The following is a 13,739-nucleotide window of genomic DNA, read 5'->3' as shown; positions in this document are numbered from 1 at the left end:
CGTTCGTCGGGGCCGCCAAGCTGCCAGCCAAGGAGACAGCGATGAGCCACGAACCCCAATACGCGCACCAACCCGGGCATCCCGACTACGACCAGTACATGTCGCTCAGGAGCAACTTCGAGAAGATGCACGGCGAGAACGGCATCGACGGCCCCAACCTCAATCACAATGCCACTTCGGCGGCGCTGCGGTCTTTCAAGGCAGAACTGGCGCGCGAAAATTCGTCGCTGGACCCGAAGTCCGGCATCGATGGCGTTGTCCTCAGTCGCGCGAACGACCGCAACAGCGACGTCGACGGCAAGTACGCGATCCTCTATCAAGGCGATCCGAACAGCCCGACCGTACGCACCCATGCGGTGCCGACCCAGGAATTGACCCAGTCGGCCGAGCAGAATCTGCAGGAAATCAACCGCATGAACGAGCAGCGCCAGCAGCAGACGCAGTCGCAGGAGCGCCAGCAGTCCTATCAGATGACGCAGGAACAGGACCGGCAGAGCATGGGTACACGCTCGCTGATCTGACGTTGCATGGCGTTCCGGCCGCTCAGCGCGCCAGACCGGGGCGCAGCGGCTCGATCTTCCAGAAAGCCCCGCCAAGCGCGGGGCTTTCGCCTTTCTGCGGCGCGAGCGAAGCGATGGCCTGGGCATCAAGGGCTTGGAGATCAATGGCTTGCGGGTGGAGGTCGAACGGCAATACCGCCAGCGCCGTGTCGTTGCGGGTGCTGATCACTGTCCCCACCACGACACCGCCCGAAGAAAGTTCGGCCCCGGGCGACAGCGGCATCGCCGTACGGATCAGCGCCAGTCCGCGCTTGGCCTGCCCCAGGAAGTGGGTACGCGCGACGATTTCCTGGCCGGGGTAGCAGCCCTTCTTGACGCTGTAGGCGCGCAACCGCTCCAGAGAGAGCTGCTGCGGTGTCCACAGCCCGGATTGACCGGCTTCCAGACGCGGCCAACCGTGTTCGAGGTCGGCGCGGTGCCAAGCCGCGATGCCTGCGGCATCCTCGGACGCTGCCGCCGCGGTCGTGATCCGCAGGCTCCTGCCCGGGTGTCCGTTGCCAAGATCGCCGCTGCAGTCCAGTTCGATCAGATCGGTGGCATCACCGGCCCAATGGTTGCCTGAGGCCAGATCTGACGCGCTGAGCCTGCCGGCGACATGCAGATCTCCGCGAACCGCGATCGCGACCTTGCTGCGGAACACGAAACGGCGCAGTTGCGTGGCCATTGCGTCGGCGTCCGCATCCGGCAGCAGCATCCACAACGTATCGGCGTCGAGCCGGATCAGCGCGAACAGGGCGATCACACGCCCTTTTGGCGTCAGCCAGCCGTTCCAATGCCACTCGCCGTCGCGCAGTGCAGCGACATCGTTCATGGTTTGCGCTTGGGCGAACGCGACCGCATCACGGCCGTTCAGCGCCATTAGACGATGGTCGGGCAAGGCGAACCACGACGTCGACAGCGTTTGCGGGTTGTTCGGCATGGGGGCGGGACTTAAACTACCGAGTTCAGGAATCAGCGCATGATAGGCGAAACCGTTCCCATTCCCGAACCCCGTCCCGATGCGGTGCCGACCGAGCCATCCGTGCCGGAGCAGTGCATCGGTGCCAAGGAGATCGGGGGCCGCGATGGCCCCGACCCGACGCGTTTCGGCGACTGGGAAAAGAACGGCCGCTGCATCGATTTCTGAAAACCGTTTTGAAGTGCAACCCCTTCCCCGATCTGGGTGCCACACGAATGAGCAACCGCGCACGTCCTTTGTCGCCGCATCTGCAGATTTACCGGAAGCAGATCACCACCGTGATGTCGATCCTGCATCGCATCAGCGGCATCGTCCTTTCCTTCGGTGCGTTCGTGCTGGCGTGGTGGTTGCTGGCGGTGGCACAGGGCGGTGATGCCTACGATCGCGCCGCAGCATGCCTCGCTTCGCCGTTCGGCAAGCTGGCGCTGTTCGGGTTCTCGCTGGCGCTGATGTACCACCTGCTCAACGGGATCCGTCACCTGCTGTGGGATGCGGGCTGGGGTTTCCAGATTCCGCAGGTCTACAAATCCGGCTACACCGTTGCGGCGCTGACCGTGGTGTCCACCGCCGCGATCTGGTTCTTCGCGATGCGGGGTGGCGCATGAGCAAGTCCCCTTCACCCGATTTCCGTACGCCGGTCGGCCGTGCCCATGGCCTGGGTTCGGCGAAGTCCGGCACCGCTCATTTCTGGTGGCAGCGCGTCACCGCCGTGTTTCTGGCGCTGCTCGCGCCGTGGATCCTCGGCATGATCGTCGCGCTGGTCGGCGCCGACCACACCCAGGTGCAGGCCGCGCTGGCGAAGCCGATGAACGCCATCGCCCTGGCGCTGTTCGCGATCAGCCTGTTCTGGCACGCGCGGCTCGGGCTGCAGGTGGTGATCGAGGATTATTTCCACCATCGTCCGACCGAGATCTTCCTGCAGTTGCTGATCACGTTCGCCTGCGCGCTGGGCGCGCTCGCTTCTCTCTACGCGATCGGCCGTATCGCCCTTCTGGCCTGACGGCTCTCAACAAGGCAGCCATGACCTCTGCATACAAGATCACCGAACACAAATACGACATGATCGTGGTCGGCGCCGGTGGCGCCGGGTTGCGCGCCACCTTCGGACTCGCCCAGAAAGGCCTGCAGACCGCGTGCATCACCAAGGTATTCCCGACCCGCTCGCACACGGTCGCGGCGCAGGGCGGGATCTCCGCCGCGCTCGGCAACATGGGCGAAGACGACTGGCGCTTCCATTTCTACGACACCATCAAGGGTTCGGACTGGCTGGGCGACCAGGACGCCATCGAATACATGTGTCGTGAAGCCATTCCGGCGATCATCGAACTCGAACACCAGGGCGTGCCGTTCTCGCGCACCGAAGACGGCAAGATCTACCAGCGTCCGTTCGGCGGCATGACCACGCACTACGGCAAGGGCACCGCGCAACGCACCTGCGCCGCCGCCGACCGCACCGGTCACGCGATCCTGCATACCCTCTACCAGCAGTCGCTCGCCCACGATGCGCGCTTCATGATCGAATACTTCGCGCTCGATCTGATCATGGACGAGGAGGGCGCCTGCCGCGGCGTGCTCGCGCTCGACATGGCCGAAGGCACGTTGCACCTGTTCCGTTCGCAGGGCGTGGTACTGGCGACCGGCGGTTATGGTCGCGCATATTTCTCGGCGACTTCCGCGCACACCTGCACCGGCGATGGCGGCGGCATGGCCCTGCGCGCCGGCCTTGGCCTGCAGGACATGGAGTTCGTGCAGTTCCACCCCACCGGCATCTACGGTGCCGGTTGCCTGATCACCGAAGGCGTGCGCGGCGAAGGCGGCATCCTGCGCAACAGCAAGGGCGAGCGTTTCATGGAGCGCTACGCGCCGAATGCGAAGGATCTGGCGTCGCGCGACGTGGTTTCGCGCTCGATGACCATCGAAATCCGCGAAGGTCGCGGCGTCGGCGCGGATGCCGATCACATCCACCTCGATCTCACCCATCTCGACCCGAAAGACATCCACGAAAAGCTGCCCGGCATCGCCGAAAGCGCGCGGATCTTCGCCGGTGTCGATGTGGAAAAGCAGCCGATCCCGGTCATTCCGACCGTGCACTACAACATGGGCGGCATTCCGACCAACTACCACGGCGAAGTCGTGCAGTTGAAGAACGGCAATCCCGATGAGGTGGTGCCGGGCCTGTACGCCATCGGCGAAGCCGCCTGCGTGTCGGTGCATGGTGCGAACCGTCTGGGCTCGAACTCGCTGCTCGACCTGGTCGTGTTCGGACGCGCGGTCGCCAATCGCTGCGCCGAAACGATCAAGCCGGGCGCGACGCACAAGACGCTTGCCGGCGATGCCTGCGACAAGTCGCTGGCGAACCTCGACAAGTTGCGCAATGCCAGCGGCGGCACGCCGACGGCGGTGATCCGCGACAAGATGCAGCGCACGATGCAGAACGACGCCGCTGTGTTCCGTACCGGCGAAACGCTGTCGGATGGCGTGCGCAAGATCCGCGAGATCAATGCCCTGTTCGCCGATGTGAAGGTCAGCGACCGTTCGCTGGTCTGGAACTCGGATCTGGTCGAAACCTTCGAGCTGCAGAACCTGCTCGGCCAGGCCTTGACCACGATTGTTTCCGCTGAAAACCGCAAGGAATCCCGCGGCGCCCACGCGCGCGAGGACTTCCCGGACCGCGACGACCAGCAGTGGCACAAGCACACCTTGTGCTGGGTGGACGATGCCGGCAATACCCGCATCGACTACCGCCCGGTGCACATGTACACGCTGAGCGACGATGTCGAAGTCGTTCCGCCCAAGCCGCGCGTCTATTGATCCCCGTAGGAGCGACTGCAGTCGCGATTGCCGTTCAATCCAACACATTCGCGGCGGAAGCCGCTCCTACAAACGCCGGAATGCCGGTGAGGTAGCAGGAAACGTACGATGGCCGAGTTCACTCTTCCGAAGAATTCCAAGATCCACAAGGGCAAGCGCTTTTCCGCGCCGGCCGGCGCCAAGCGTACGCGCGAATTCAAGATCTACCGCTGGAACCCGGACGACGGCGAGAACCCGCGCACGGACACCTACGAAGTCGATCTGGATACCTGCGGCCCGATGGTCCTGGACGCGCTGATCAAGATCAAGAACGAGGTCGATCCGACGCTGACATTCCGTCGTTCCTGTCGTGAAGGCATCTGCGGATCGTGCGCGATGAACATCGACGGCACCAACACGCTGGCCTGCACCAAGGCGATCGACGACTGCGACAACAAGGAAGTGCCGATCTATCCGTTGCCGCACATGTCGGTGATCAAGGATCTGGTGCCGGACCTGACCCACTTCTACGCGCAGTACGCGTCGATCAAGCCGTGGATCCGCAGCCAGACCCCGCCGCCACCGGACAAGGAGCGGCTGCAGTCGAAGGAAGATCGCGCCAAGCTCGACGGTCTGTACGAGTGCATTCTCTGCGCGTGCTGCAGCACCAGCTGCCCCAGCTACTGGTGGAACGGCGACCGCTACCTCGGTCCGGCGATCCTGTTGCAAGCCTACCGCTGGCTGATCGACAGCCGTGACGAAGACACCGGCGCGCGCCTGGACGATCTCGAAGACCCGTTCAAGCTCTATCGTTGCCACACCATCATGAATTGCGCGCGGACCTGCCCGAAGGGATTGAACCCGGCGCAGGCGATCGGCGAAATCAAGAAGATGATGCTGGCGCGGCAGGTGTAGGTCGGGCCCTGGCCCGACGTTGCGTTGGTGATGTGTCGCAGCGCCAAGCAACGTCGCTTCGATTCCGATGTTGGTCCTGTCAATGCCGCAATGGCGGGCTTGAGCCCGCCCCAAGAGGTGAACCGTGTCGAGTCATGCGATCTTCCTCCCCGCGCTCGCCATGGTGGCGCTGACGTTCATCGTGTTGGCGGTGATGTTCAGCCGCCGCGTCGCGCAGATGAAGCGCGACCGCATCCACCCGCAGAAAGTGGCGACATCGCAGCAGGCGGCAGCGCTCTACACCGACGTCGCGCCCGCCGACAACTTCCGCAATCTGTTCGAAATGCCGGTGCTGTTCTATCTGGCGCTGGTGGTCGCGGCGCTGACCGCTCAGGTCTCTTCGCTGGTGCTCGGGCTCGCATGGGCTTACGTGGCCGCGCGTGTGCTGCACAGCGCGATCCACTGCGGCTACAACAAGGTCATGCATCGTTTCCGCGCCTATGCGCTCAGCGTGTTCGTGTTGCTGGCGCTGTGGTGCGTGCTTGGTTATGGCTTGATCGCCGGATGAGCGACGCTGCGGCCTCCGCCGAGCTGCAGCGATTGCGCTGGCGCTGCCGGCGCGGCATGCGCGAGCTGGATCAACTGTTCACCCGTTATCTCGATCGTGCCTGGCTCGCCGCGTCGGCCGACGATCGTGCGACCTTCGAGCGGCTGCTCGCCTGCGAGGACGACCGGCTCTGGCGCTGGTTCCTCGGTTACGAAATCGCTGAGGATCCCGGTCTGCATGCGCTCGTCGAACGCATCCGCGCCCTGCCGGTTTGAACTGAGGCCGTCGCGCTGGCTGATCGGCGCGATGCTGTCGATGGCCGTTCTCGCGCCGTTCGCGGTTCTGGCCTCGGAGATGCCGCGTTGGGCGGCATGGCCGTTGGCGGCATGCGCCGCCGCTTGCGGTGCGTATCTCGCCTGGCGCGAAGCGAAACAGCCGGTCTTGCCGGTCGTGATCGACAGTGAAGGTGCGGCCACCATCGATGGGCAGGCCGTCCAGATGCTGCAAGTGGATTGGCGCGGCCCGCTCGCATTCGTGACCTGGCGCAGTGCAGAGGGGCGATTCGTGCGCCGCAGCCTGTGGCCCGACACCCTCAGTCCCGCGCAACGCCGTGAACTGCGGCTGGCCCTCCGCCCGGGCGGCAATGGGCAGTCGCCGCCATCGATGGCACCATAGCCGACACTCGCTGCCTGGGCTGCCATGTTCAAACCCATACCTGTCGCCATCGGCCTGCGCTATCTGCGCGCCAAGCGCCGCAATGGCTTCATCTCCTTCATTTCGCTGGCGTCGATGCTGGGCATCGCGCTGGGCGTGGCTGCGCTGATCACCACGCTTGCGGTGATGAGCGGCTTCCAGCGCGAAATCCGCGACCGCATGCTGCAGATGGCGGCGCATGCCACGGTCAGCGCCGATGGCGAGCCGTTGTACGACTGGCCGCATGCCATCGACGAGGCGCGCAAGGATCCCCGTGTCGCCGGGGCCGCACCCTATATCGAGCGGCCGGTGATGCTGCAGGGGCCGCGCGAGGAAGGCGCCTTGCTGCGCGGGATCGACCCGGCGCGCGAGGGCAGTGTTTCGGTGATCGCCGACAAGATGGTCGAGGGCACTTCGTTGAAGTCCCTGGTGCCGGGTGAGTTCAATATCGTTCTCGGACGTGAGCTCGCGCTGTGGCTGGGGGTGGCCGTCGGCGACACCGTGATCGTCTATACCCCGGAATTCCAGAGCACGCCGCTCGGTGCGGTGCCGCAGATGAAGCGATTCACGGTGAGCGGCCTGTTCGAGGCGGGTCATCAGGAATTCGACCGCAATCTCGCGGTGATCCACATCTCCGACGCCCAGCGCCTGCTGCGCATGGGCGAGGGCGTGACCGGCGTGCGCTTGAAACTGCACGACATGGATCTGGCCTGGCAGGTCGCGCGCGACCTCGCCCTGCGCTTGCGCGGCGCGTATCGGGTCAGCGACTGGACCAGCGAGAACGCCAACATGTTCCGCGCGCTGAAGCTCGAAAAAACCATGATGGCGATCCTGCTGTCGCTCATCATCCTGATGGGCGCGTTCACGCTGGTGAATTCGCAGGTGATGCTGGTGACCGACAAGCAAGCCGATATCGCGATACTGCGCACGCTCGGCCTGACCCCGCGCGGGGTCATGCAGGTGTTCATGGTGCAGGGCTCCATGATCGGCACCATCGGCACTGTCGCGGGTGTGCTTGGCGGGATCCTGTTGACCCTCAACCTCGAACATCTCCTGAAACTGATCGAGCGTGTCTTCAACGTCGTCCTGATGCCCGAGGACGTCTACTACATCACGGGCCTGCCGACCGAACTGAAGGGCTTCGATGTGACCGTGATCGCGCTGGTGGCGCTGGCGATGGCCTTCCTTGCCACGCTTTACCCCGCATGGCGCGCGGCCCGGACCGCACCCGCGGAGGCGCTGCGCTATGAGTGATCGCGAGGAGATGAAATCAGTCGCGGGTACTTTGCCCGCAGATGCGGTGATCCGCTGCGAAGGCCTGGCCAAGACCTATGCCGAAGGCACGCTGCGCACGCATGTCTTCGAGGCGCTGGACCTGCTCGTCCATCCCGGTGAAACGGTCGCCATCGTCGGCGTCTCGGGCTCCGGGAAGAGCACGTTGCTGCATTTGCTCGGCGGATTGGACATGCCGACGGCCGGAGAGGTGTATGTCGCCGGCCAGAAGATGAGCGCGCTTTCCGACGCAGACCGTGGCCGGTTGCGCAATCGCGCATTGGGCTTCGTCTATCAGTTCCACCACCTGCTGCCGGAATTCACTGCCCTGGAAAACGTGATGCTGCCGGTCCTGCTGAACGGATCGCCGGTGGCCGAGGCCTCCGATCGTGCCCGCGCGCTGCTGGTATCGGTCGGACTGGGGCACCGCCTGGAGCACAAGCCCGGCGAACTGTCGGGAGGCGAGCGCCAGCGTGCCGCAGTGGCGCGGGCACTGGTCAACCGCCCGGCCTGCGTGCTCGGCGACGAACCCACGGGCAATCTCGACGAAAAGACCGCCGCGACCGTCTTCGACCTGATGTTGGCCCTCAATCGCGACCATGGCACCAGCCTGGTGCTGGTCACCCACGATCACGCGCTGGCGCGCAGGCTCGATCGGGTGCTGGAGCTTCACGACGGGCGCTTGCGTCCGCTGCGATGAGCGTTCGACCTGTTCCTGGGCCGTCGCAGTGCTCCGGGCAAGCGAGGTGCCGCCTGTTCAGCCTGCCCGTCGGCAATGCTTGCAACCGTCACAGAATGGCCGAATCGTGCATCGATCGCGTTTTTGCTGGATTTTCCGTCGAGGATTTCTTGACCATTCATACAAGATCGGGATATGTTCCCCACACGCAGCCATAAAGGATGCGTTCCAGGCTGTCGGTCCCGCCAACCAATCGGTCAATGGCGGGAACGGTGTCGGGAAGCACACAGGATGAACAGCTGGAAGGACGTCGCAGAGATTCGTTGTTGAACGAGCCGCTGCGACGATGATCGGTGCGAGGAGGGGGCCTGATCTGTCGTGACAATAAGGATTCCGTCCAACCGCATACGGCCGCGCCGTGTCTGGTGTCTTTTTCTTGTAGAGTCCATGTCGGGGGCGCATGGCGGTTCCGGCAGTCTATTGGGCTGCATCCGTCCAGAACATGTGTTCGTTCCGCCCGGTCACGGTCGCGGGGCGGCGTTCGATTCACTCAATTTTCTCGATCTTTCTCCGGGTGGCGTGTGAAACATTCAATCTCGAAGCTCTCCAATTCGATGCTGTCCAAGTTCCTGCTCGCTGCGGCGCTCGCCATGGTTCTGTCCAGTTGCGCCTCGCGCCCGGCGCCCGATTTCGGCGGCCGTTGGAAGACCGTCAATCGCTTCTCCGAAGAAACGCAGGCGATCCCGCTCCAGGACGCCTATCTGTTCTATGCCTCTCCGATGGACGGCACGCTGAAAAAGATGCTGGAGCGCTGGGCTCACGACTCCGACATGGTGCTCACCTATCGTCATCCGATGGACTACACCCTGTATGCCGCGGTTGCCGACATCCGCACGCCGAGCCTGCAGGAAGCGGTTTCGCAGCTCAACGCCGCTTACGCGTCGCAACAGGTTTCCGTCGCCGTGAGCGGTGGCGAAATCGTCGTACGTATTTCGTCCGGCGACGCCAGCGGGGCACCCGCGCCCTGACCGGTCGCGGCGTTCCGGCTTCATGCCGGCCGCCGACTGCCGAACGGTCTCGACGCGCGCTCGTTCCCTCTCACATATCCGGTCACAGGCTTCAGAATGTTCGGCAAGCAAAAAAACACGCCACAGATCGATAACGCCACCGCGAAAAGCATCAATTTCGAGGTCAGTATTGCCGATATCGCAAAGCGCAGCGAAAAGCGCGCCTGGATGATCGCGTGGGTCGCGATCTTCATGGTCCTGATCATGTTGGGAGGTTTCATCTACATCCTCCCGCTGAAAAAAGAAGTGCCTTATCTGATCATGGCCGATGCCTTCACCGGACAAGCCACGGTGGCGACCCTGCGCGGCGACTTCAGCAGCCCGAAGAGCATCACCCAGAGCGAAGCGCTGAATCGCAGCAACGTCGCGCAGTACATCATCGGACGCGAATCGTTCGACTCCGCGATGATGGCATTGCGCGATTGGACGCTGATCAACAGCATGTCTTCGTCGAACGTGCGTGCCGGTTACGCGGCCATCCACGCGGCCGACAATCTGGAAAGCCCATACAAGGTCTACGGAAAGGACCGCTCGATCCGGGTGAAGATCCTCAGCATCCAGTTGGATCAGAGAGGGCAGGGCGAGAATGCCCGCAAGAGCGCGACCGTCCGCTACCAGCGTTCGATCTACAACAAGAAGAACGGTGCGACCGAGCCGCTCGACAGCAAGATCGCCCGGCTCGAGTTCACTTACAAAGCGAACCTGGAGATGGACGAGAAGCAGCGCTACGTCAATCCACTGGGTTTCCAGGTCACCGAATACACGGTGGACAACGATTTCGCGCCATCTCCGCCCGCCGAGGTCCCCGTTACGGCGCAGCAGCAGCCCGTGGCCGCCTACCCGGCGCAGCCCGGCGCACAGCCCTATCCCGGCCAACCCGCCCAGGCCTATCCGGCCCAGGGCCAACCCGTGCAAGGTCAGCCGGTCCAAGGCTATCCGGCCGCTCCTGATTTCGGCGAAGGCGGCGTTCCCACAGCGCAGCCGCAGCCGCAGAATCCAGCCGTTCCTGCAGGCACATATCCGCCGGCAGGTCAGCCGCAGGCTCCGGCCGTGCAGGCCCCCAATCAAGTCAATGGAGTAGGCAACAGATGAGTCGCTTGCATCGCTCTTGCTATGCGGTATTGCTCTGTGTCCTGGCGTCGATGACGCTGGCGACGCCGGCATTCGCACAGGTCATCGTCGAATACGAATACGAACCGGACCGGATCTACGAGGTGCGGACGGGTCTGGGCATCACCACCCAGATCGAGCTCAGTCAGAGCGAAGAGATTCTCGACTACAGCACCGGTTTCAATTCGGGCTGGGAGTTGAACCGGCGCGAGAATGTCTTCTATCTGAAGCCGAAGAATGTCGACGTCGACACCAACATGATGGTGCGTACCGCCACCCACTCCTATCTGTTCGAGCTCAAGGTCGTCGCGACCGATTGGACGGCGTTGGAACAGGCGAAACGTGCCGGCGTGCATTACAAGATCACCTTCAGCTATCCGAACAACACGGCGTTCTCGGCCGAGCAGTTGGCGGCCAGCAAGGCGGGGAACGCGCCGAAGCCGCGGACCAGCGAGATCGAGACTTCGCTCGACAAGGATCGCGCGTATTATTTCGATTATTCGTATTCGACCCGAACCAAGAACAAGTGGCTGGTGCCGGTCAACGTCTACGATGACGGACAGTTCACGTATATCAATTTGGCGAACATCAACCGTTTCCCGACTGGCGATTTCCCGGCCGTGTATGGCCGCGAACGCGAGGGCGGTGAGGATTTCCTGGTCAATACGACAGTCGAGGACAGTACCCTCGTCGTCCATGGCACCTATCCCTTCCTGGTCATCCGTCACGGGAAGAACGTCGTCGGTCTGAGAAGGAACAAGCAAAAGTGAACCAGAATCTGCCGCCGAACCCGCCGGGCCAGTCCGGCAACTATTCCGACAACCAGGGCAGCAATCCTTATTACAGCGCCCAGCAGTCGCAGGACCAGCCTGATCTCGATGCAGGCGCCCCGCAGCTCAAATCCGTCGACTCGCAGCGCGTCAACCGCAAGGCCTTGATGTTCCTCGCCGGTATCGTTGCGCTGCTGGTATTGATGACGATCATCGTCATCAAGAATGCTTCTTCCGACAAGGAAGAGGCCGTCGAGAAGCCGCGCGAGGAAAAAGTCGTCATTCCGGAACTGCCGAAAGGCACGAATACGGCCGGAAGCCCCGACTTCGCCGAACTGCAGCAGGAACCGCAGCCGGTACCGATCCAGGAACTGCCGCCGTTGCCGCCGGAAGAGCCGACGCGCGCCGCGCAGAACCGCACGGGACCGCGCGATGACTATCGCGATCCGCCTGCGCCCGCCGGGCCGCAGGGCCCGACATTGGCCGAGCGCCGCATGGGTGCCGGCGGAGAAGGTGGCGGGCGCATCAGTGGTGCTGGCGGCCCCCCGGGGCAGGACCAGAACGCACAGGTGCTGGACGCCATGCTCGACAACCTGAGGAGCGCCCAGCAGCAGGCCAACGGTGGTGCGCCGCAGGCGGCGGCCGGACAGGCGCGCGACACCGCCACCAAGGTGAGCATCGCCCAATACCTGCGTAATCCCGACACGCTGCTGGTCCGTGGCACCTACATTCGTTGCGTGCTCGAGACGCGGATCGTCACCGACTACCCGGGCTACACCTCGTGCATCGTCACCGAGCCCGTGTATTCGATCAACGGACGCAAACTGCTGCTTCCGAAGGGATCGAAAGCGCTCGGACGCTATCAGGGCGAGCCCACCGGCCCGCGTGTCGCCGTCATCTGGGACCGCATCACGACGCCGAACGGCCTGGACGTCACCCTCGAAGGCCCCGGTGTCGACAATCTCGGCGGCTCCGGCCATCCGGGCGATTACAACGGGCACTGGTTCAGCAAGTTGAGTTCCGCCCTGATGATCAGCCTCATCAGCGACGTCTTCAAATACTACGCTGCGACGGAAGGTCCCGCGACCGACTCGGTCACCACTGGCGGCAACATCGTCACCCAACCCTTCGAGAGCAATACCGCGAAGACGACGGAGCGATTGGCCAACCAGGTGTTGAGCAAGTCGCTGGCCCGTCCGGCCACGGTCACGATCAATCAAGGCACGGTGCTGAATATCTATGTCGCGGGCGACGTCGATTTCTCCGGCGTTGTTGCGCGTCGTTGATCGCTTCCACTAGCGATCAACAGCAGTACTGACCCGTCTCCATGGATATCGACAACTCACCGATCGCCAACGTTTCCAACGATTTTCTGGAGTACCAGTACAGTGTGCTCGGCATCCTCGAGTACATGAGCTCCCCGGAAGTCACCGAAATCTGCATCAACAAGCCAGGTGAGCTGTACCTGGAGACGAACAAAGGGTGGCGGCACGTCGAAGTGCCGTCGCTCACTTTCGAGCGGGCGCGGCAGTTCTGCACCGCCGTCGTCAACGAAAGCAATACCGGCCAGCGCATCACCGACGTCGATCCGGTGGTGTCGCTGACGTTCCCGACCGGCCAGCGTGCCCAGTTCGTGATCCCGCCGGCATGCGATGCAGGCAAGACATCGATCACCATCCGCTTGCCGGCCAAGCGGAACTTCACGCTGCAGAGCTACGAGGAAAGCGGCTTCTTCAAACAGATCCTCGAGGGCGCTCCGGAAATCAGCGATCACGACCGCGAGCTGCTGGAGTTGCGCGCGGAGCGGAACTACGCGGAATTCTTCAAGAAAGCGGTGCTGTACAAGAAGAATGTGGTGGTCGCCGGCGCGACCGGCAGCGGCAAGACCACGTTCATGAAATCGCTGGTGGGCCATATTCCGCACGAAGAGCGCCTGGTCACCATCGAAGACGCCCGCGAACTGTTCATCGAACAGCCGAACATCGTGCATCTGCTGTATTCCAAGGGCGGCCAGAGCGCCAGCAACGTCACCGCCAAGACATGCATGGAAGCCTGTCTGCGCATGAAGCCCGACCGGATCATCCTGGCCGAGCTTCGCGGCGACGAGGCGTTCTACTTCATCCGCAACTGCGCGTCCGGCCATCCGGGCTCGATCACGAGCTGCCATGCCGGCAGCACTGCGCAGACCTGGGACCAGCTCGGATTGATGGTCAAGGCGTCGACCGAGGGCTCCGGTCTGGAATTCGAAGTGATCAAGCGCCTGCTGATGCTGACCATCGATATCGTCGTCCACATCAAGGCGCATGCGGGCCGCCGTTACATCACCGGCATCGATTACGATCCCAAGCGCATGCTCGGCCTCTGAATCAACCGTCGAATCCTCCGTATTCGTGGGGGCC

General features: G+C 63.3%; 17 protein-coding genes. 16 read left to right on the top strand and 1 reads right to left on the bottom strand.

Annotation, left to right across the window (positions count from 1 at the left end; genetic code table 11):
* The first annotated feature begins 41 nt into the window (after positions 1-41).
* Positions 42-521 (top strand): hypothetical protein, encoded by a 480-nt coding sequence (locus HOP03_00580; GenBank protein NOT86659.1) that lies wholly within the window; start codon positions 42-44, stop codon positions 519-521.
* A 22-nt stretch (positions 522-543) separates the two neighbouring features.
* On the opposite strand, the gene HOP03_00575 is transcribed toward HOP03_00580, so the two are convergent.
* A complete protein-coding gene (locus tag HOP03_00575) occupies positions 544-1,479 on the bottom strand; it encodes a folate-binding protein YgfZ (GenBank protein NOT86658.1) in 936 nt (311 codons plus the stop codon).
* A 39-nt stretch (positions 1,480-1,518) separates the two neighbouring features.
* On the opposite strand from HOP03_00575, the gene HOP03_00570 reads away from it, so the two are divergent.
* The 15 genes from HOP03_00570 to virB11 all read left to right on the top strand — a co-directional run bounded on the left by HOP03_00570 (position 1,519) and on the right by virB11 (position 13,705).
* The gene (locus tag HOP03_00570) at positions 1,519-1,686 is read left to right on the top strand and encodes a DUF1674 domain-containing protein (GenBank protein NOT86657.1); all 168 of its coding nucleotides are present in this window, start codon (positions 1,519-1,521) and stop codon (positions 1,684-1,686) included.
* A 47-nt stretch (positions 1,687-1,733) separates the two neighbouring features.
* Positions 1,734-2,123, top strand: a complete 390-nt coding sequence (gene sdhC / locus HOP03_00565; protein NOT86656.1) for a succinate dehydrogenase, cytochrome b556 subunit — start codon at positions 1,734-1,736, stop codon at positions 2,121-2,123.
* Entirely contained in the window at positions 2,120-2,518 is a 399-nt protein-coding gene (gene sdhD / locus HOP03_00560; protein NOT86655.1) for a succinate dehydrogenase, hydrophobic membrane anchor protein, read from the top strand. Before sdhC ends, sdhD begins: the two co-directional genes overlap by 4 nt.
* Positions 2,519-2,538: 20 nt before the next feature.
* Positions 2,539-4,329 carry a succinate dehydrogenase flavoprotein subunit gene (locus HOP03_00555; protein ID NOT86654.1) on the top strand — a complete coding sequence of 597 codons (1,791 nt, stop codon included), beginning with the start codon at positions 2,539-2,541 and terminating at the stop codon, positions 4,327-4,329.
* 108 nt (positions 4,330-4,437) lie between these two features.
* The gene (locus HOP03_00550; protein NOT86653.1) at positions 4,438-5,223 is read left to right on the top strand and encodes a succinate dehydrogenase iron-sulfur subunit; all 786 of its coding nucleotides are present in this window, start codon (positions 4,438-4,440) and stop codon (positions 5,221-5,223) included.
* Between the two features lie 160 nt (positions 5,224-5,383).
* Positions 5,384-5,770: a hypothetical protein gene (locus tag HOP03_00545; GenBank protein ID NOT86652.1), complete on the top strand. Its 387-nt coding sequence runs from the start codon at positions 5,384-5,386 to the stop codon at positions 5,768-5,770.
* Positions 5,767-6,024, top strand: a complete 258-nt coding sequence (locus tag HOP03_00540; GenBank protein ID NOT86651.1) for a succinate dehydrogenase assembly factor 2 — start codon at positions 5,767-5,769, stop codon at positions 6,022-6,024. The genes HOP03_00545 and HOP03_00540 overlap by 4 nt, the downstream gene beginning before the upstream one ends.
* Complete coding sequence (locus HOP03_00535; protein ID NOT86650.1) at positions 5,987-6,424, top strand: hypothetical protein; 438 nt, start codon at positions 5,987-5,989, stop codon at positions 6,422-6,424. The genes HOP03_00540 and HOP03_00535 overlap by 38 nt, the downstream gene beginning before the upstream one ends.
* Before the next feature lie 24 nt (positions 6,425-6,448).
* The gene (locus HOP03_00530; GenBank protein ID NOT86649.1) at positions 6,449-7,696 is read left to right on the top strand and encodes a lipoprotein-releasing ABC transporter permease subunit; all 1,248 of its coding nucleotides are present in this window, start codon (positions 6,449-6,451) and stop codon (positions 7,694-7,696) included.
* 10 nt (positions 7,697-7,706) lie between these two features.
* The gene (gene lolD / locus HOP03_00525) at positions 7,707-8,414 is read left to right on the top strand and encodes a lipoprotein-releasing ABC transporter ATP-binding protein LolD (protein ID NOT86648.1); all 708 of its coding nucleotides are present in this window, start codon (positions 7,707-7,709) and stop codon (positions 8,412-8,414) included.
* A gap of 593 nt (positions 8,415-9,007) precedes the next feature.
* On the top strand, positions 9,008-9,421 hold the full coding sequence (locus HOP03_00520) for a hypothetical protein (protein NOT86647.1): 414 nt from the start codon (positions 9,008-9,010) through the stop codon (positions 9,419-9,421).
* 96 nt (positions 9,422-9,517) lie between these two features.
* On the top strand, positions 9,518-10,552 hold the full coding sequence (locus tag HOP03_00515) for a conjugative transfer protein (protein NOT86646.1): 1,035 nt from the start codon (positions 9,518-9,520) through the stop codon (positions 10,550-10,552).
* Positions 10,549-11,340: a TrbG/VirB9 family P-type conjugative transfer protein gene (locus tag HOP03_00510; protein ID NOT86645.1), complete on the top strand. Its 792-nt coding sequence runs from the start codon at positions 10,549-10,551 to the stop codon at positions 11,338-11,340. Before HOP03_00515 ends, HOP03_00510 begins: the two co-directional genes overlap by 4 nt.
* Positions 11,337-12,626: a TrbI/VirB10 family protein gene (locus HOP03_00505; protein ID NOT86644.1), complete on the top strand. Its 1,290-nt coding sequence runs from the start codon at positions 11,337-11,339 to the stop codon at positions 12,624-12,626. Before HOP03_00510 ends, HOP03_00505 begins: the two co-directional genes overlap by 4 nt.
* A 41-nt stretch (positions 12,627-12,667) precedes the next feature.
* The gene (gene virB11 / locus HOP03_00500; protein ID NOT86643.1) at positions 12,668-13,705 is read left to right on the top strand and encodes a P-type DNA transfer ATPase VirB11; all 1,038 of its coding nucleotides are present in this window, start codon (positions 12,668-12,670) and stop codon (positions 13,703-13,705) included.
* Positions 13,706-13,739: the final 34 nt, after the last annotated feature.

The organism is Lysobacter sp. (assembly GCA_013141175.1).
Lineage (GTDB): Bacteria > Pseudomonadota > Gammaproteobacteria > Xanthomonadales > Xanthomonadaceae > Lysobacter_I.
The sequence above is the reverse complement of the archived record's forward strand: the minus strand, read 5'-3'. Positions and strand labels throughout refer to the sequence as shown.